The organism is Novipirellula rosea (genome assembly GCF_039541335.1).
In the GTDB taxonomy this organism is placed as follows: domain Bacteria; phylum Planctomycetota; class Planctomycetia; order Pirellulales; family Pirellulaceae; genus Novipirellula; species Novipirellula rosea.
The window spans coordinates 144,323-159,020 of record NZ_BAABGA010000048.1 but is presented as its reverse complement, the minus strand read 5'-3'; the positions used below and the strand labels follow the sequence as shown (position 1 = coordinate 159,020).

Sequence of the window (14,698 nt, the reverse complement as noted above, 5' to 3'; positions counted from 1 at the left end):
TGGGTTTTGATCACCAAGGGACGTTGCGTCTTAATGGGCTCGTGGTTGTCAATTGAACTCGTCCGTTGAGCATTGCCTCAATCGCTACGGCGGTGATTGTGCGTTGCCTGTTTCCAGCTAACTCGCACCGAGCATTGAGTCAATCATCGGTCGCAACGCCACAAATGCTTGACGCGGAAGAGGGTGTCCTGCACAGGTCAAGGGCTAATCGAACTCAGTGGGGCTGGTGGTGTTCGCTGCGCTCAAGCCACCGGCTCGTTTCTGCAGTCCTGCCGGGATCAACTCTCAAGCAGCGGCGCGGTAGCGGAAGCCGGTGGCAAAAGATTGCATTGCGACTTGGGGTGAAGTACACTCGGTCAAAAAAAACGAGGCGGTACAAAAAAGCAGCATGCCCCATTGCCGTGCTAACGGCTCGCCATCTATCCATATGCAAATAGCGTGTCGATTGGAACTGGATTGCCGTATGAGAGACGCCGCATTGATTGAGCGTTAACGTGTTTCGAACAAGTTGCCCCGAAGGAAACCGAAGTGACGATCGAAAAGGCGGGGATGCCGCCGCTCAAATACTGGCTCAAAAATCGAAAAGGGGATTGCTGGGCGCGAGTGGTCTTGCCTGATGGATCACGCAAATGGGCTCGACTTCGCGGCGGCTTCTATACCGGGAAAGAGCCTTTAACGCGTCTTGGACGCGTAGTCTGGTTTTCTCCGATGAAATTCGGTCATTTCGAGGCCGAGCTTCTGTTTTGAATTCAAACTTTTGTATTGGAAATATGAGACACATCATTTTTTTGGTTTGCTGTTTAGCGATTGCATGTTTGGGTTGCGCGAAGCCGACTGAGACGTTGGAAGCAGTATCCAAGGTCGAGCATTCTGGCTTCAAAATTGATAGTTCGCGGCTAACGGCTCCCTCTGGGTGGAAGAATTTTGAATACAAGTCCGAAGACTACCTGTTGGGGCTCAAGGATCTCGACGTCGCAACGGCAGACCCGTTGTTGCAAGATGCATGGAGATTTGTCGATTCAGATTCGCGTCCTCATCCGCACGACTTGCGGCGGATTCCCGGTTTCATGCTCGAGAGTGCAGAGTTCTTTGCTGAGACGGGCGAAGTGGAGCGAGCGTTAGATCTCTTGCAGCGGATGGCGTCGAAGGAACTCGTGACCTCCGAGGATTTGGACGACGAATATTTTCCATCTCTCGCTGAGAATACGCGGTTTATTAAGATTCGCAGCCAGCTGAAGAGCAAGTCCGATACGAATGTGTTGGCAAAGCTGATGATACGCACTCCGCCTTTGTTTGCTCTTGATGAGATCGCGGCGATTCCGTTGTCACCGTCATTCGTGGCTCCGCAAACCGGATCCGTAACCGTACTCTTCATCGGCACAAAACTTTCGAATTTTCAATACGCGGCCGAGGCGACCAAAACGGGTGCGAACGTGATCGCAATTGTTGGGGCGGCTGACAAGCAAGTTGAAGGTTTGCAGGCATATCGCTACGAAGGAGATATTCGTCGCAATTTCGGGCTACGTAGCGACACCACTTTCATCGCAGACAAAGACAATCAGGTTCTCGCATACCTGCTGCCGCTGTCGGAGGATGGTTTGTGCACAGCGATCGTTGCCGATCTTCAGGAGCGATAAGCCACCGTTTCGTATTATTTAATTGCTCATCATAGGACGTTGCGTTTTATTGGTATCGTGGTTGTCGATTGGTGTCGTCGGTTGAGCCGTGCTTCGATCGCTGTCGCTGCTACCGCGGCTTTCGTGCGTTGCCCATTCGCGTGATTTGCGGGCAAATTTCTAGAAACAATACTTGCCCGCGCATCATGGGAATTTCCGCGAATCTCCAATCCTCTCGCCGCCGACTTGATCGTGGTGGGCCGTGTGAAGTAATGCCAGGAAAGGAGGTGTCCACTGGGAGCCATTGGACAAGGTTCAAATATTGTCATGCCTCAAGGTGAAATCGGTGGCGAACTGAGAGCGCAAAGCGTATGCTAACATCCGAGAGATGCCGTTCTGTTTACTTGAAGGACGGCTTCGGGTTTTACAAATGGAGCATCTCTTCCGTACTCGGTGACTCCTGTCGTTTTACCAGTTGAATGAAGCTACTTGAAATCAAATCAGAAATTGAGAAACCGCCTCGTCCTTGGTTTCAACTGTTTCGATTGTCTGTTGATCGTGGCGCTGCCAAAGAATGGTTCGGCTGCGAGCCATTTGTTGAATTCGTTGACGGACTGGGCAATGCTGACATTTGGGCAATGGAATTTGAGTGTGGTCTTCGAGTTGGTTGCGAGTTCTTGCACCTCGAAACCGGTGGCACCATTAGGGCGTCCGAGCCAAACGCCTCGCACGTTCAGAGACACCTCCGGCACTGGCAAGCAAAAATGGAACCGTATCCAGTCGGTACCTTTACCGATTTGGACAAAGCGACGATACAACACTTCGCGGACCGCCACCCAGAGTTGCTCGAGCGGCATTCTTATCAACTGTGGCGAATGGGGGACGACGGCAACGAAATGGCCATTGGTGAACGGACGTCGTTTCTTGATGCGAGGTGCTGGCAACACGATCTGGAGTCTCGCAAACACAAACAGATCTATTGGATATCGAAGTGTGCGATTAGCGAAGGTTAGTGTTCTCTCCGACTTGAACGCTAATTGCCACTAATAGACGCTAATCAAATCACGGTCTTGCCCATGTTTCCGCTGGTTATCGCCAGCTTGCTGAGTTGCTCGGTCGATTGGTGCTGGGGTTTTGCTCATCATAGGACGTTGCGTTTTATTGGTATCGCGGTTGTCGATTCGTGTCGTCGGTTGAGCCGTGCTTCGATCGCTGCCGCCGCTACCGCGGCAAGGGTGGTGCGTTGGTGCCCAAAAACCCACGCTGACGCGTTTTGAAGTTGCGCTTTTAGATGTTCTTCTGGTTAAAGGCCCAGCTATTTGCCTAGCCTGGTCCAACGGCCAGGTTTTCGATGCACAGAAACCTAAGAGCCAACGGTCCGGCCATTTGCTAGCCGCCCTCATTAAGTCCCAGCAAACGGCCGGGCCGTTGGCCCTACAATTCATTGGTTTTCTTGGTCCCAGCCCGTTGGGCTGGGCTAGGTAAACGTCCGGGGCTTTGCCCCTAAATACAAAATCGCAACTTCAAAACTGACGCGTGGGGCTAAATGCTGTCGCTGCTACCGCGGCTTTCGTACGTTGCCCATTCGCGTTCATTCGCGTGATTTGCGGGCAAATTTCTAGAAACAATACTTGGCCCGCGCATCATGCGAATTTGCAGGCGTATCCATAGGAGGTGGCAACGCGTCGTGCAAACGCCTTCGTCGGATCGGAGGTTATTCGCTCATCCTCGGGACGGTTGCGTCAAGGGATTGGGGACGCTCTCGGGTAACGAGCGATTGATCTGAAATGGCTCCACCCATTGCTCTATAGCCTGCGGTCGCTTTGCCGGCTATCGGTTTTTTCGTGAATCTTGTCGTCGATGCCAGTCGCATGGGTGCGGCCAGATTAGCTATATTGCAGCCTGTGTTTTTTAAGTCATATCAAGTTCCGCGGAACGATTCGTTGGAGAGTAGCTGTGTTGTTTCGACCGATTGCGTTCGTGTTGGCGTTCGTTTTTGTAGGTGCAGCGTCTGCGGCAGAATTGCAGTTTGACGGACTTGTTGATGACACGGGGCGCCAATTGTTGATCGGCAAGCCCGCCGTCATTCAATTTATCAGCGGGACGGTCGTTGGTGACGTCGAAGTCGTGGGCTTCATCAAAGACCCTCGATCCGACGCGATCCGTTTTTTTCAGTACCAGGACGGCAAACGCAAGCCGAGGATGAAGGCCACGGACGTGTATCGTCTGTTGATCGACGGACGACCCTACTCGTTTCGCTACCATCGACCCTCGGGCGGTGTTCACCTGATTGACTTGGGCAAGGCGCAGGCGGATGCCGAGGCCCGCATTACCGGTAGCAACAAGACGCTTCGTGACCCGCAAACGGACGACGAAATCAGAGAGGCGGTTGGCGATCAGATTGTCATCTTCAATGACGCTCGCAAAGCGCTTGCGCCGGTCAACTTGAGTTTCGCGGAATCTGACTTTTGTCTGCTGTTGACCGATTTTCCGCAACAGGCGGCGGAGCAGGTTGCCGAGCAGGTCGATGTGATGTGTCAACAAATGAACAGTGTCTTTGGGCTGCCCAAGAGTGCAAACATTTGGCAAGGCAAGATGATGGTGGCGGTGTTTAGCCAACGCGAGTTGTTTGGAAAGTTCGAGTCGGATGTTTTGGATAACCCGAACTTTGGAACGAGTACGACGATCTATCATCACAATCGCCAGCGTTTTTTGGTTGCGACGTACCGCGAGAAACTTGATGCTTCGGTTGCCTCGACCATCTCGTGGAGCATGGCGGCCGGGTACATCGATCGCTACCGTTCCGATGTCAAGCTTCCGCGTTGGGTCCACTCCGGTTTGCAAGACATGTTGCATCGTGTCATGTTCCCAGATCCAAAAAGAGATGCCGCAGCACGAAACACGGCGGCCACCCGGCTGAGACGCACCGGAAGTCTGCTAGGCATCTTGCAGGCGACGGAACTCGATGACGAGCGTGAAGTTCTGGCCAAACTATTGGTGATTCACCTCGTCGAAGCCGATCCAAAAGCATTCAGCCAATTCTTTGAAGACTTGAAATTGGGTCACAAGTGGGACGCCGCACTGAAGGCAAATTACGGGGCGACCCCCGAAGCCTTCGCCGCCGACTTCGGACGACGGATGGGCGTGCCCAATCTGACCCCGTGATGCGGGGTGATGGCCAGACAGAAAGAAGGTAGCTACGAGAAAACGCTTCGCCGCGTTGTTCTTCACGGCTTAGTCGATGTTTCGGCTGGCTTCGTTCATGGAAGGTTTTCGTGTCTTCTAACCTGTGATCTTCTAGCCGTACTTCGCAGTGGCTTCGCTATCCGTGGAAGCACATCACCACGGCGATTGCTTCCATGACCGCACTTCGATCTTGCCGTCCTGGCGGATGCGAACTCGGACGGCGCCGACTTCGGCCGTCACGTGCACTCCGGCGCCGGTCGTATCTAGCATCGCTCGCACCGCCGGCTTTCTTGCTCGCTTTCCGCCGCTGACGATTACCTCGGCGGGACGCGACCACTGCAGGATCGATTCGGCATTCATTGTCAAACTGCCGTGATGCGGTGCCATCAACGCTCCGCCAGGCGGTGGTCGCTGGTGGTTGATCAGCGTTTCTGTTCCGGGTGGCTCGAGATCGCCGGGTAACAGCAGTGTCTTTCCGCCACAATCGATTCGTAACACCAAGCTGTTCGCGTTGTCGTTGCCACCGATTCGCTGTGGCGGCGGATGCAATATCGAAAAGGTCTGGGGGAGCTCCGGTATTTTCAGCGAATCAAACACTTCGATCACCGGCACGTTTGCGGCATCGATGGCCAAGCGTGTCGGGACCAGCCCGACTTCGTGTTGATCAAGCATCCCAGGAGGCGTGATGATTCGATCGACCGCGAACCGCCGCAGCACTCCGGGGATCGCATTGTAATGATCCGAGTCGGCATGCGATAAAAAGATCGCATCCAACCGTGTTGCTCCGATCGCCCACAACGCCGCATCGATATCTCGACTGCTGCCGGTCTGGTTCGCCATCCGACCGCAGTCGTATAGATACACGTGGCCTGCGTCGTCCCGCATGACAACGCTTGTTCCGTGACCGACGTCGACAAACGTCGCTTCGAACGTCCCACGATCAATTGGCGGGGCTGTGGTCGCCATCATCCACGCGGCCATCATCCAGACGACGATCCAGCCATAACGAAATCGCGAACTCGCTCGGCTTCGTGACCGGAAAAGCGAGCCAACCAACACCAGATAAAAGACGGCAACACTCCATGCCGGCGGCGACGGTAACCAGAAATGTCCGTAGGGGACTTCGGCGGCAACGCCAATGATATGCCGCATGCACTGCAGCCCGACGCCGCACAAGAAACCCGGCAGACCTGCTGCGGCAGCCCAGCCCCACCCCACCACCACCGTGGCGACACCGCAAGCCAAGGACCAAAACAGAAACGGGCTCAAGATTACATTGGTCACAACGCTGACAAACGAGATGACATGAAATTGGTGCCACACGAGTGGGATGCTGATCGCGGTCACACAGCCGCTGTACCAAACCATCCTCGCCATCCATAGCCACCCCATTCGTCCATAACGAACCCAGACTGATTGCGAGGATTGCAGCAGTGCATCGAGTTGCCGTTCGTTTTCGATGGCCAAATCCACTGCAGGGGACTCCGTAATCGTGCGGGCACCACATAAGAACAACGTTGCCACGGCCAGGAACGACAGTTGGACGCCAACATGAAACAGATTCTCTGGGTTAATCGCCATCAACATCAATGCGGCAAGCGATAATGTATTGATTGGCTGCGTGGGACGCCGGAACCACAGCGAGCACATCAGCATCCCGACCAAGACAGCCGCTCGCATCACAGGCGGACGGCCTCCGGTGATCGCGGTGTACAGGCAGCACACCAACAACACCCAGGCGATTTTGGCTCCGAGTGGAAACCGCAGCAACATCGCGACCCAGCTGGCCAACACGATCACGATTGCGAGATGCAATCCGCTGACGCTTAACAGATGGGCGGTTCCCGTTATCAGCAACAGATCACGGGTTTCGGGGTCGACAAAGTCGCGTTGCCCGATCACCAACGCGACCGCCAATGGCCCGGACGACTCGCCGGTGTGCTTTAGCAACAATTCACGGCTCTCGGTCGCAATGATGGCGATTCGGCGATCGAAATCGAAGTGGCGTCCGATCACTTCGATCTGAGTCTCGCGAGCGACGTCGATGCGGGCGTGAATGCCGCGGCGGCGGTACACCGGACGCAAGTCGTTTTCACCTGGATTGCTGGGAGCGACGATCTTTGCCAGTGCCCCATGAACTCGAATGACATCCCCCGGCAACAAATGGTCGAGTCGTCCGCTGCACACGACCATCGCTCGTCCGCTGCACGGAACAAAGTCGTCGCCGACACGAATCCGGGCGGTCGCCAATTCAATCACCGATTGCCAAGGCGATTGATCACGTCCTCGCACGGAATCGGCTAGCGGATTGCGGCGAATCACCACCGGGCGATCGATCGACCCTTCGAGAATGGCGGGTTCAGAATACTCGGCCGCATAGTGCCCAATCGAGGCCGTTTGATAGGCAAAGTCATTGTAGCCATGCCACAGTCCCGCAAGCGACGCCACCCCCAGCACCACGGCGACGCGTTTTAATACCGCAGTGGGAAACGCAAACAGCACGCAGGAACCGACGGCTACGCCCCCCCACAGTATGGATCGCGTCTGGAACTCGAGCGACAATCCTGCGTCAATCGCGATTCCGATCCCAGCCGCAATTGCCAGTAGCAACAGGGGGTGCCGTGGCCAGAAGTCGGCCATCGGACGGCGGGGATCGCGATCATGTGCCGCACCCGATACCGCATCCAAAGCAGGTCCCCCTTTTCAATCCGCAGGAAAAATCGAGTACGATAGCCAAGCCGACGCGTCCGACTTTCGATTTCTCAACCCCCTCAGTCTATCACATCCAATGTTACACCCCTTCAAACGGCCACGGTTTCCGGTGTCAACACTGGCAGCATCCACGGCCACATGCACTCTACTTAGCTCACTGTTCCTCTCAGGGCTCAATACCCACTTTGCCATGGCACAAGAATCAACCACGCTGACGACATCCCAACGCACGATGCAGTACCCCGAGACCAAGACGGTCGACGTCACCGACGACTACCACGGGCATCGCGTCGCCGACCCCTATCGCTGGTTAGAGGATACCGAGAGCGAAGAGACCGCCGCTTGGGTGGAGGCTCAAAACAAAGTCACTCAGGCGTACCTGCAATCGCTACCCGAGCGAGAGTCGATGCGAGCAAGGCTGGAAAAACTGTGGAATTACGAACGCTTCGGTTTGCCCAGCCACAAAGGCGACTACTACATCTACTCGCATAACAACGGCTTGCAGAACCAAAGTATCCTCTACAAAGCCGATTCGCTCGATGGCGAGCGTCAAGTGCTGATCGATCCGAACACGCTCAGCGAAGATGGCACGGTCGCACTCGGTTCGACCGTCACCAGCAAAGATGGAAAGCTTTTGGCGTATTCCTTGGCCGACGGCGGCAGCGATTGGCGAACTTGGAAAGTCCGTGACGTGGCGACCGGGAACGATCTGGATGACATCGTTCGCTGGAGCAAGTTCAGCGGCATCGCTTGGATGCCGGACGCGAGTGGATTCTTTTACGCTCGCTACACCGCGCCGGTCGAAGGCCAAGAATTGACCGGCACCAACGAGAACCAACGTTTGTATTTTCACCGTCTTGGTGACGACCAATCCAAGGACACACTGATTCTCGAGCGGCCTGATGAACCTAAATGGGGATTCTCGCCCACCGTCACCGACGATGGACGCTATCTGGTGATTCACAACTGGAAGGGCAGCGAGCCGAAATCGCAAGTCTTCATCAAAGATTTGACCGATCCTGATGCCAAGGTCGAACCGTTTATTACCGGTTTTGATGCCGAGTACGAATGGATCGCGTCGGTCGGTGCGACCCACTACTTCGTGACCGACAACGAAGCCCCGAAACGCCGTTTGATTGCGGTTGCGGTGGGCCAATCCGATCGTGAGAATTGGAAAGAGGTGATCCCCGAGTCCGATGACGTGCTGGAATCAGCAAGTTTGTTTGGCGAAACGTTTTATCTTGGCTATCTGAAAGACGCGCGAAGTCGCGTGGCTCGCTATTCGATCGAAGGCAATTTTGTGGACGATTTGCCACTGCCCGGTGTGGGCAGTGCTAGCGGTTTCGGCGGCCGCCAAGATGCAACCGAGACGTTCTTTGACTTTACCAACTACGTGACTCCCAGTGAAATCTATCGCATTGATTTGACCACCGGAGAAACCTCGTTGTGGCGACGTCCTGAAACGCCGATCCAAGTCGACGATTACGTCACCGAACAACTCTTTGCGACCAGCAAGGATGGGACGCAGGTGCCAGTGATTGTCACCCGGCATCGCGATACCAAGCTGGATGGTTCCAATCGTACGCTGCTGTACGCCTATGGTGGATTTAACATTTCGCTGACTCCCGCGTTTTCACCCGCCAATGCGGCCTGGATCGAAAACGGAGGCATTTATGCGGTCGCAAACCTGCGCGGCGGAGGCGAATATGGCCGAGATTGGCATGAAGCCGGTATGCGGCTGAACAAGCAGAATGTGTTTGATGACTTTATCGCTGCGGCGGAACATTTGATCGACAAGGGGTACACCCAGTCGAGTCGATTGGCGGTGCGTGGGGGCAGCAACGGTGGGCTGCTGGTTGGTGCCGTGATGACGCAGCGACCTGAACTTTTGGGTGCCTGTTTGCCCGCCGTGGGCGTGATGGACATGCTGCGATTCCACAAGTTCACGATCGGATGGGCTTGGGCGACTGAATATGGCAGTAGTGACGAAGCGGACCAGATCGAAAACCTGCTCTCGTATTCGCCGCTACATAATTTGAAACCGGGGACGTGTTATCCCGCCACGCTGATTACGACGGCAGATCGTGACGACCGGGTGGTGCCGGGACACAGTTTCAAATTTGCAGCCGCGTTACAAGCCGCGCAGAGCTGCGACAATCCCACGCTGATTCGAATCGAAACGCGAGCAGGCCACGGTGCGGGCACGCCGGTCAGCAAACGGATCGACGAATATGCGGATCTATGGGCATTTTTGCTTGATAATCTACAGTAGACGCGGTGCAGTCGTGATTCGTTCCCATGCGTCGATCGCATGGGGCGGGTCAGACCGTCATCCAGGCTGCCTTGTATCGTAGCCCTAGGTTGAGGATTTTTTGCAGCAGCATCTCGTACGTGATACCGATCGTCTCGGCCGATTCCGAAAAATCTTCGCCATATTCAATGTTGGGATTCGCATTGGCTTCGATCACGAAGATCTCGCCTTTGTCGGTCATCCGTAAATCCATTCGCGCGTAACCACTCATGTTCAGTGCACGGTAGACTCGTTTGCAAAGACGAGAAATCTTTAGTTTTGTGGCGTCGTCGAGATCCTTGGCTTCCTCGGTGGTGATGCCATGTTTCTCTTGGTATTTGTGATTCCACTTGACTTGGCGAGTCGCGATTTTGGCGATGTCATCCGGCATCTTGGTGAACACCATTTCCCACGGCGGGAAGGTTTGCAAGCGGTTGTTGCCGATCACCCCGACGTACAACTCGCGGCCTTCGATGTATTGTTCGGCCATTGCATCGTCGTTCGTCTTGTCATGGATGAACTTGACGCGTTCCACCAGCGCTTCGTCGTTATGGACAATCGAAGCCTGCGCGATCCCAAACGAGGCGTCTTCGATCGCCGATTTCACAAACAGTGGGAACGACAACTTTTTGGGACGATGGATCGTGCGACCCGCAGGAAAGACCGCAAACCGAGGCGTCGGAATGCGATGATACGTGAGCACTTTTTTCGATAACGCCTTGTCCTTGCTGAGCAGCAATCCACGCGGATTGCATCCGGTATAGGGCTGCTGCATCAATTCCAGATAGCTGATCACGGCAAAGTCATAGGTGACCACGCCGTGAAACTCTTCCAACATCATGAAGGTGATGTCGGGTTTGAATTCACGTAAGGCTTCGCGGATCGGCGTCAGATCATCGTACACCCCGATCGGAAGCACCTCGTGGCCGATGTGACGCAGCGTGTCACAGACGTCAAATTCAGCCTTCCAGTTGTCTAGTTCTTTTTCGTCAACGCCCTCGAGCGTCAGCGGCGGAACGTGTCCGTCGCGAACGAGTACCAAGATCCTTAGCGAGCTCATAATCCCGCTCCGTCTGCTGACGAACCTCGGTTGACGAGCAGGGGGGCACGCGTGAGTAGGAAGGTGCTGGTGATCAGCGAGGTTTTCCTAAAATGATTGCTACATCGCAACACGATGCCGTCCTTCGTGTAAAAAGTTGGTGGTTCGCACTGCGACTAAAATCATGGCATCTCGCTTGACTTGTTCGATGGCGCCGCCGAGTCGCAAATTCAATTCGCGGCATCGTTCGATCATTTCTTGGATCACCTGGTCAATCGTGTAGGTGTATTCGCCGGTCCAGTGGGCCACGATCGTTCGCAGTTCGTTGCGAATTCGGCTCAAAAAGGCGGCGGCGGTCACATTGCGTCGATGTTCTTCGTCAGACGAAAACAGTTTGCGAAGGTCGGCATCATAGATACTCGGATAGTCGACGCCGTAATGTTCACGTTTTCGCTGATAATGCGTCCGTAGCGTTTTTCGGAGTCGGCTGACCGGATCGATCGTTTTTCGGTTGTAAACCAGCGGTCGTTTTCCTTGAATCGACTTCATGAACTCGTCGACAAACTCCAGTTTCTCGATCGCGGGCCAATCGCGATATTGAGTCCGCCAGCGTGAGCCTGGCCGCAACCAGACCGCAAATGTCTCGGCAAAATCCTCCAATGGATGGGCTTGAGCGTACCACATATCGAGGTTCAGCACGTAATCGCGACTCGATGGCGTCGGTTGGTAGTAATCGGGGTAGGTTTCCGAGGGGCTGCCGAAAAGTTCGCGATAACGTGCTTTTCGGCGGATGCGAAACGCGGTATCAATCGCGTGTCCCGCTTCGTGACGCAATATTTTCATGCACCACTGTTGTGTTCCTCCCTCGACCTCCAAGAGCTGTTTTCGCTCGAGCCGAGCCAAGCGGGGATGGGCCAAGTAGAAGGGGATCGCGATTCCGGGGATGCCGTCGGGCGAATACCAATCGTCGCTGAGCCAGCAATGCGGCCGAAAATTTAACCCCCGACTCGCCAATTCCTGGTTCAGCTGCTCAATTCGTTTCTGCAGCGGCGTGTCACGAATCGTGAGCTTTAAATCGCACATCCGCATATCCAGCAGCCGTTTGTCACTTAGCTTGGATAGGTTTGGCATCGTCGAGAGTTTGGGCTCTGGTTTTGCCATTTCACCGTGCATGCAATGAAGCAAATGAACAAGAATCGAAACGAAGAGTTTGCGTCAGTTTATTCAACTTGCCAGATTTGTTACCCCTAAAAAGATGTCTTCTAAAAAAAACAGCAACGGTGGCAAGGCTAATTCGCGCGAAGCGTTACGGTTGGGCCCGAGTGTGTGCACCCAATTCACCGGCGCCGGCCGCTCGGCGATCGCCGTGATCGGGGTCGCCGGACCCGCGGCCCGCCCAGCGGTGATGCGATGTTTTACCGCGGCATCGCCTCGCGAAGTGAAACCCAACGAAATCCGTTATGGCGACTGGCACGGACCGATGCGGGGCGTCGATGACGGTTCGGGGGTCGAGTCGGTTGCCAGTGAATCGATCGTCGTGATCATGCGAGCAGAGGATCAATGGGAAGTCCATTGTCATGGCGGCACCGCCGCGATCGATCGCATTCTGGCTGATTTGAACGAGGTCGGAATCACATCGGTCAAAAACGAGGATTGGCCCCATCCCTGGTTTGCCGCCTCGGTGGGTCCCGTGACTCCGTCGCTATTGGTCCGCGAAGCCACTGCTGTGTTGACGCAGTGTCAAACCGTGCGAACCGCCGCCGTCGCAATGGATCAAGTCCGCGGGGCACTCCATGATTGGGCGTCCCAATGGCTCAATGTCGCTGATCGCTCCGCGATCTTGCGGGCGGCTGATGAGAAGGCCGGCGATGATCGCACGCCAATTGGTATCGACGACCTGCATCGTGAAGTGCGTGCGATTTTGGCGTATGCGGCGATCGGGGTGCGGTTGACTGCGCCGTTTCGTGTCGTGTTATCAGGCCGCCCGAACGTCGGAAAAAGCAGTCTGATCAATGCGATTTTGGGGTACGACCGCAGCATCGCAACCGCGATCGCAGGCACCACGCGTGACGTCTTGCACGCCGAGACCGTGATCGACGGGCTGCCCATCCGGCTGACGGATACCGCCGGGATCCACGACAGCGGCGAGTCGATCGAGCGTGAAGGGATTAGCCGGGCGTTGCGAGAAGCCAGCACCGCGGATTTGGTGCTCGCCATTCAGACGCCCGACACCCCTGCGATTGCCGATCCGGCTTCACCGACGCCGCGAATCGACGTGCTCAACAAAAGTGACTTGCTCACGACGAAGTCGTCCGCAAACGATGTGATTCAAACCATCGCAACGACGGGCGAAGGGATCGACGTCTTGCTCTCTGCGATCGCAGATCGATTAATCGGAGCGTTTCCGCCTGCGAAATCTCCTGTCCCGCTGAACGAACGTCAGGTGCGGTGTCTAGAGAAGCTGCTGGACACGACCGAACCACTGCGGTTAACCGCCACACTCAAAGAACTGCTCGACGGGCCGGCGTAGCGGCGGCATTGAATTCAACATCACGTTCGCATCCACCGGATCGGCGTCGCTTGATCAGCGACTTGATCCGGCGTGCAGTTACATCAAGATCCCTCGGGGATCTCGGTGCTGGCGATGACTTCGTCCGAAGACGCTTCGAAGTGGTTGCGGCACGCTTCGCTGCAAAGATGTGCAGTGTACCCGTGCACCTCGCAAGTGATCTGGTCGCTACCGTCCATGCCAAGTTTGCAGACGTAGCACTTTTCGATAACATGATCTTCGGTGCCATCAAGCAGGTCGGCTTTTTGCAGGGCAACGAGCGTCGCTTCGCTAGCGGGCTCGGTCGTCGCCAGTGGCTCTGTGGTGGTCGCGGGGTCGGTGTTCTCGCTACAGCCTAGGACTGCGATCGAAAGCGTCGCTGCCGCGAGAAAGAAAACTCGTTTCATCGTTTTTTCCTTAAGTAAAAAATGGATTTCAGAGGGCGTCGCGTCGTTTCACTTGTGGTCGGCAACGCGGTGTGAATTTGGGACATCGATGGTGATCGTCGATGCATAGCTGGTGAATTCATAGTCGTCGCTCCGCTCGTCCATCGCGGTGTAGTGAGCGACGATTAAATGACGATTGCCGGTCTTGGGAACAAACGTCACCATGCCGTCACTGTCGCTGCGAAATTCGTATTCGGAATCAAATTCGCCCGCCAATTCAGTCCCTTCGGGGATGAACGCGACCACGGCATCGGCGAGCGGTTTACCTCGGTGCAGCACTTGAACCGTGATCGGGCTGCCGGCGACGGTTTCGCTAAACGGACACGTTTGCATGACCAATTCGAGCGGCAATCCGAGTGGTTTTTGATGGACATGGCGATCCACCTTCGGTGAGTCGAGCGAATCGGAAACGAGGAAATAGGTCTTGGCGGTGCGAATGCTGCGGATCGATTTGCCGTGGTTCATCACGCGATCAAGTGACTCGACGACACAGTGAACGCCAGGCTGGTGAACCGCCAACGGGGTGGTCCAGTAACCTTCTTTCTCAGCCGATGCCGTTGCAAACATTTTACCCTTGATGTCGGTTCGCTGCCCACCGGGCGCGATGTGGTCAAGTGAAACCCAATTGAGGGTAATTCGGCCCGCAAGTTTAAAATCACGGTGGTGGTTGCCGTGATTGCCAAGCCGAAGGTCAATGTAAACGTTTTCGCCGGTCCGCACGATCGGCGTGTGGGTGTTGACCCAAACGTCGTGCGCCGACCCGGTCGACGTCGTCAGCATGACAAATAGCAGGGGCAGGAACTTTGGTAAGCGATACATTTTTTTTCTCTACAGTTTTGAAGGAAGGAAAATCAATTTGGA

The 14,698-nt window shown here is 55.3% G+C and carries 10 protein-coding genes; 4 read left to right on the top strand and 6 right to left on the bottom strand.

Annotation, left to right across the window (positions count from 1 at the left end):
• The first annotated feature begins 770 nt into the window (after window positions 1–770).
• Window positions 771–1,637 (top strand): hypothetical protein, encoded by an 867-nt coding sequence (locus ABD971_RS19530; protein ID WP_345324798.1) that lies wholly within the window; start codon window positions 771–773, stop codon window positions 1,635–1,637.
• A 479-nt stretch (window positions 1,638–2,116) separates the two neighbouring features.
• Here ABD971_RS19530 and ABD971_RS19525 read toward each other — a convergent pair whose 3' ends face one another.
• Window positions 2,117–2,584: a hypothetical protein gene (locus tag ABD971_RS19525; RefSeq protein ID WP_345324796.1), complete on the bottom strand. Its 468-nt coding sequence runs from the start codon at window positions 2,582–2,584 to the stop codon at window positions 2,117–2,119.
• A gap of 991 nt (window positions 2,585–3,575) precedes the next feature.
• On the opposite strand from ABD971_RS19525, the gene ABD971_RS19520 reads away from it, so the two are divergent.
• Window positions 3,576–4,781 carry a hypothetical protein gene (locus tag ABD971_RS19520; RefSeq protein ID WP_345324794.1) on the top strand — a complete coding sequence of 402 codons (1,206 nt, stop codon included), beginning with the start codon at window positions 3,576–3,578 and terminating at the stop codon, window positions 4,779–4,781.
• A gap of 174 nt (window positions 4,782–4,955) precedes the next feature.
• On the opposite strand, the gene ABD971_RS19515 is transcribed toward ABD971_RS19520, so the two are convergent.
• Window positions 4,956–7,490, bottom strand: a complete 2,535-nt coding sequence (locus ABD971_RS19515; RefSeq protein WP_345324792.1) for a ComEC/Rec2 family competence protein — start codon at window positions 7,488–7,490, stop codon at window positions 4,956–4,958.
• A 214-nt stretch (window positions 7,491–7,704) separates the two neighbouring features.
• Here ABD971_RS19515 and ABD971_RS19510 point away from each other — a divergent pair, with 214 nt between their 5' ends.
• Complete coding sequence (locus ABD971_RS19510; RefSeq protein ID WP_345324791.1) at window positions 7,705–9,786, top strand: prolyl oligopeptidase family serine peptidase; 2,082 nt, start codon at window positions 7,705–7,707, stop codon at window positions 9,784–9,786.
• Window positions 9,787–9,835: 49 nt separating this feature from the next.
• On the opposite strand, the gene ABD971_RS19505 is transcribed toward ABD971_RS19510, so the two are convergent.
• Both ABD971_RS19505 and ABD971_RS19500 read right to left on the bottom strand, forming a co-directional pair.
• A complete protein-coding gene (locus tag ABD971_RS19505) occupies window positions 9,836–10,864 on the bottom strand; it encodes a D-alanine--D-alanine ligase family protein (RefSeq protein ID WP_345324789.1) in 1,029 nt (342 codons plus the stop codon).
• A gap of 99 nt (window positions 10,865–10,963) precedes the next feature.
• Window positions 10,964–11,974 carry a putative zinc-binding metallopeptidase gene (locus ABD971_RS19500; protein ID WP_339938140.1) on the bottom strand — a complete coding sequence of 337 codons (1,011 nt, stop codon included), beginning with the start codon at window positions 11,972–11,974 and terminating at the stop codon, window positions 10,964–10,966.
• Window positions 11,975–12,098: 124 nt separating this feature from the next.
• On the opposite strand from ABD971_RS19500, the gene ABD971_RS19495 reads away from it, so the two are divergent.
• Window positions 12,099–13,373 (top strand): GTPase, encoded by a 1,275-nt coding sequence (locus tag ABD971_RS19495; RefSeq protein ID WP_345324786.1) that lies wholly within the window; start codon window positions 12,099–12,101, stop codon window positions 13,371–13,373.
• Window positions 13,374–13,456: 83 nt separating this feature from the next.
• Here the strand turns inward: ABD971_RS19495 and ABD971_RS19490 are convergent, their stop codons facing one another.
• Window positions 13,457–13,798 (bottom strand): hypothetical protein, encoded by a 342-nt coding sequence (locus ABD971_RS19490; protein WP_345324784.1) that lies wholly within the window; start codon window positions 13,796–13,798, stop codon window positions 13,457–13,459.
• Window positions 13,799–13,846: 48 nt separating this feature from the next.
• Window positions 13,847–14,656, bottom strand: coding sequence for a DUF4198 domain-containing protein (locus ABD971_RS19485; protein WP_345324782.1), 810 nt, complete (start codon window positions 14,654–14,656; stop codon window positions 13,847–13,849).
• Window positions 14,657–14,698: the final 42 nt, after the last annotated feature.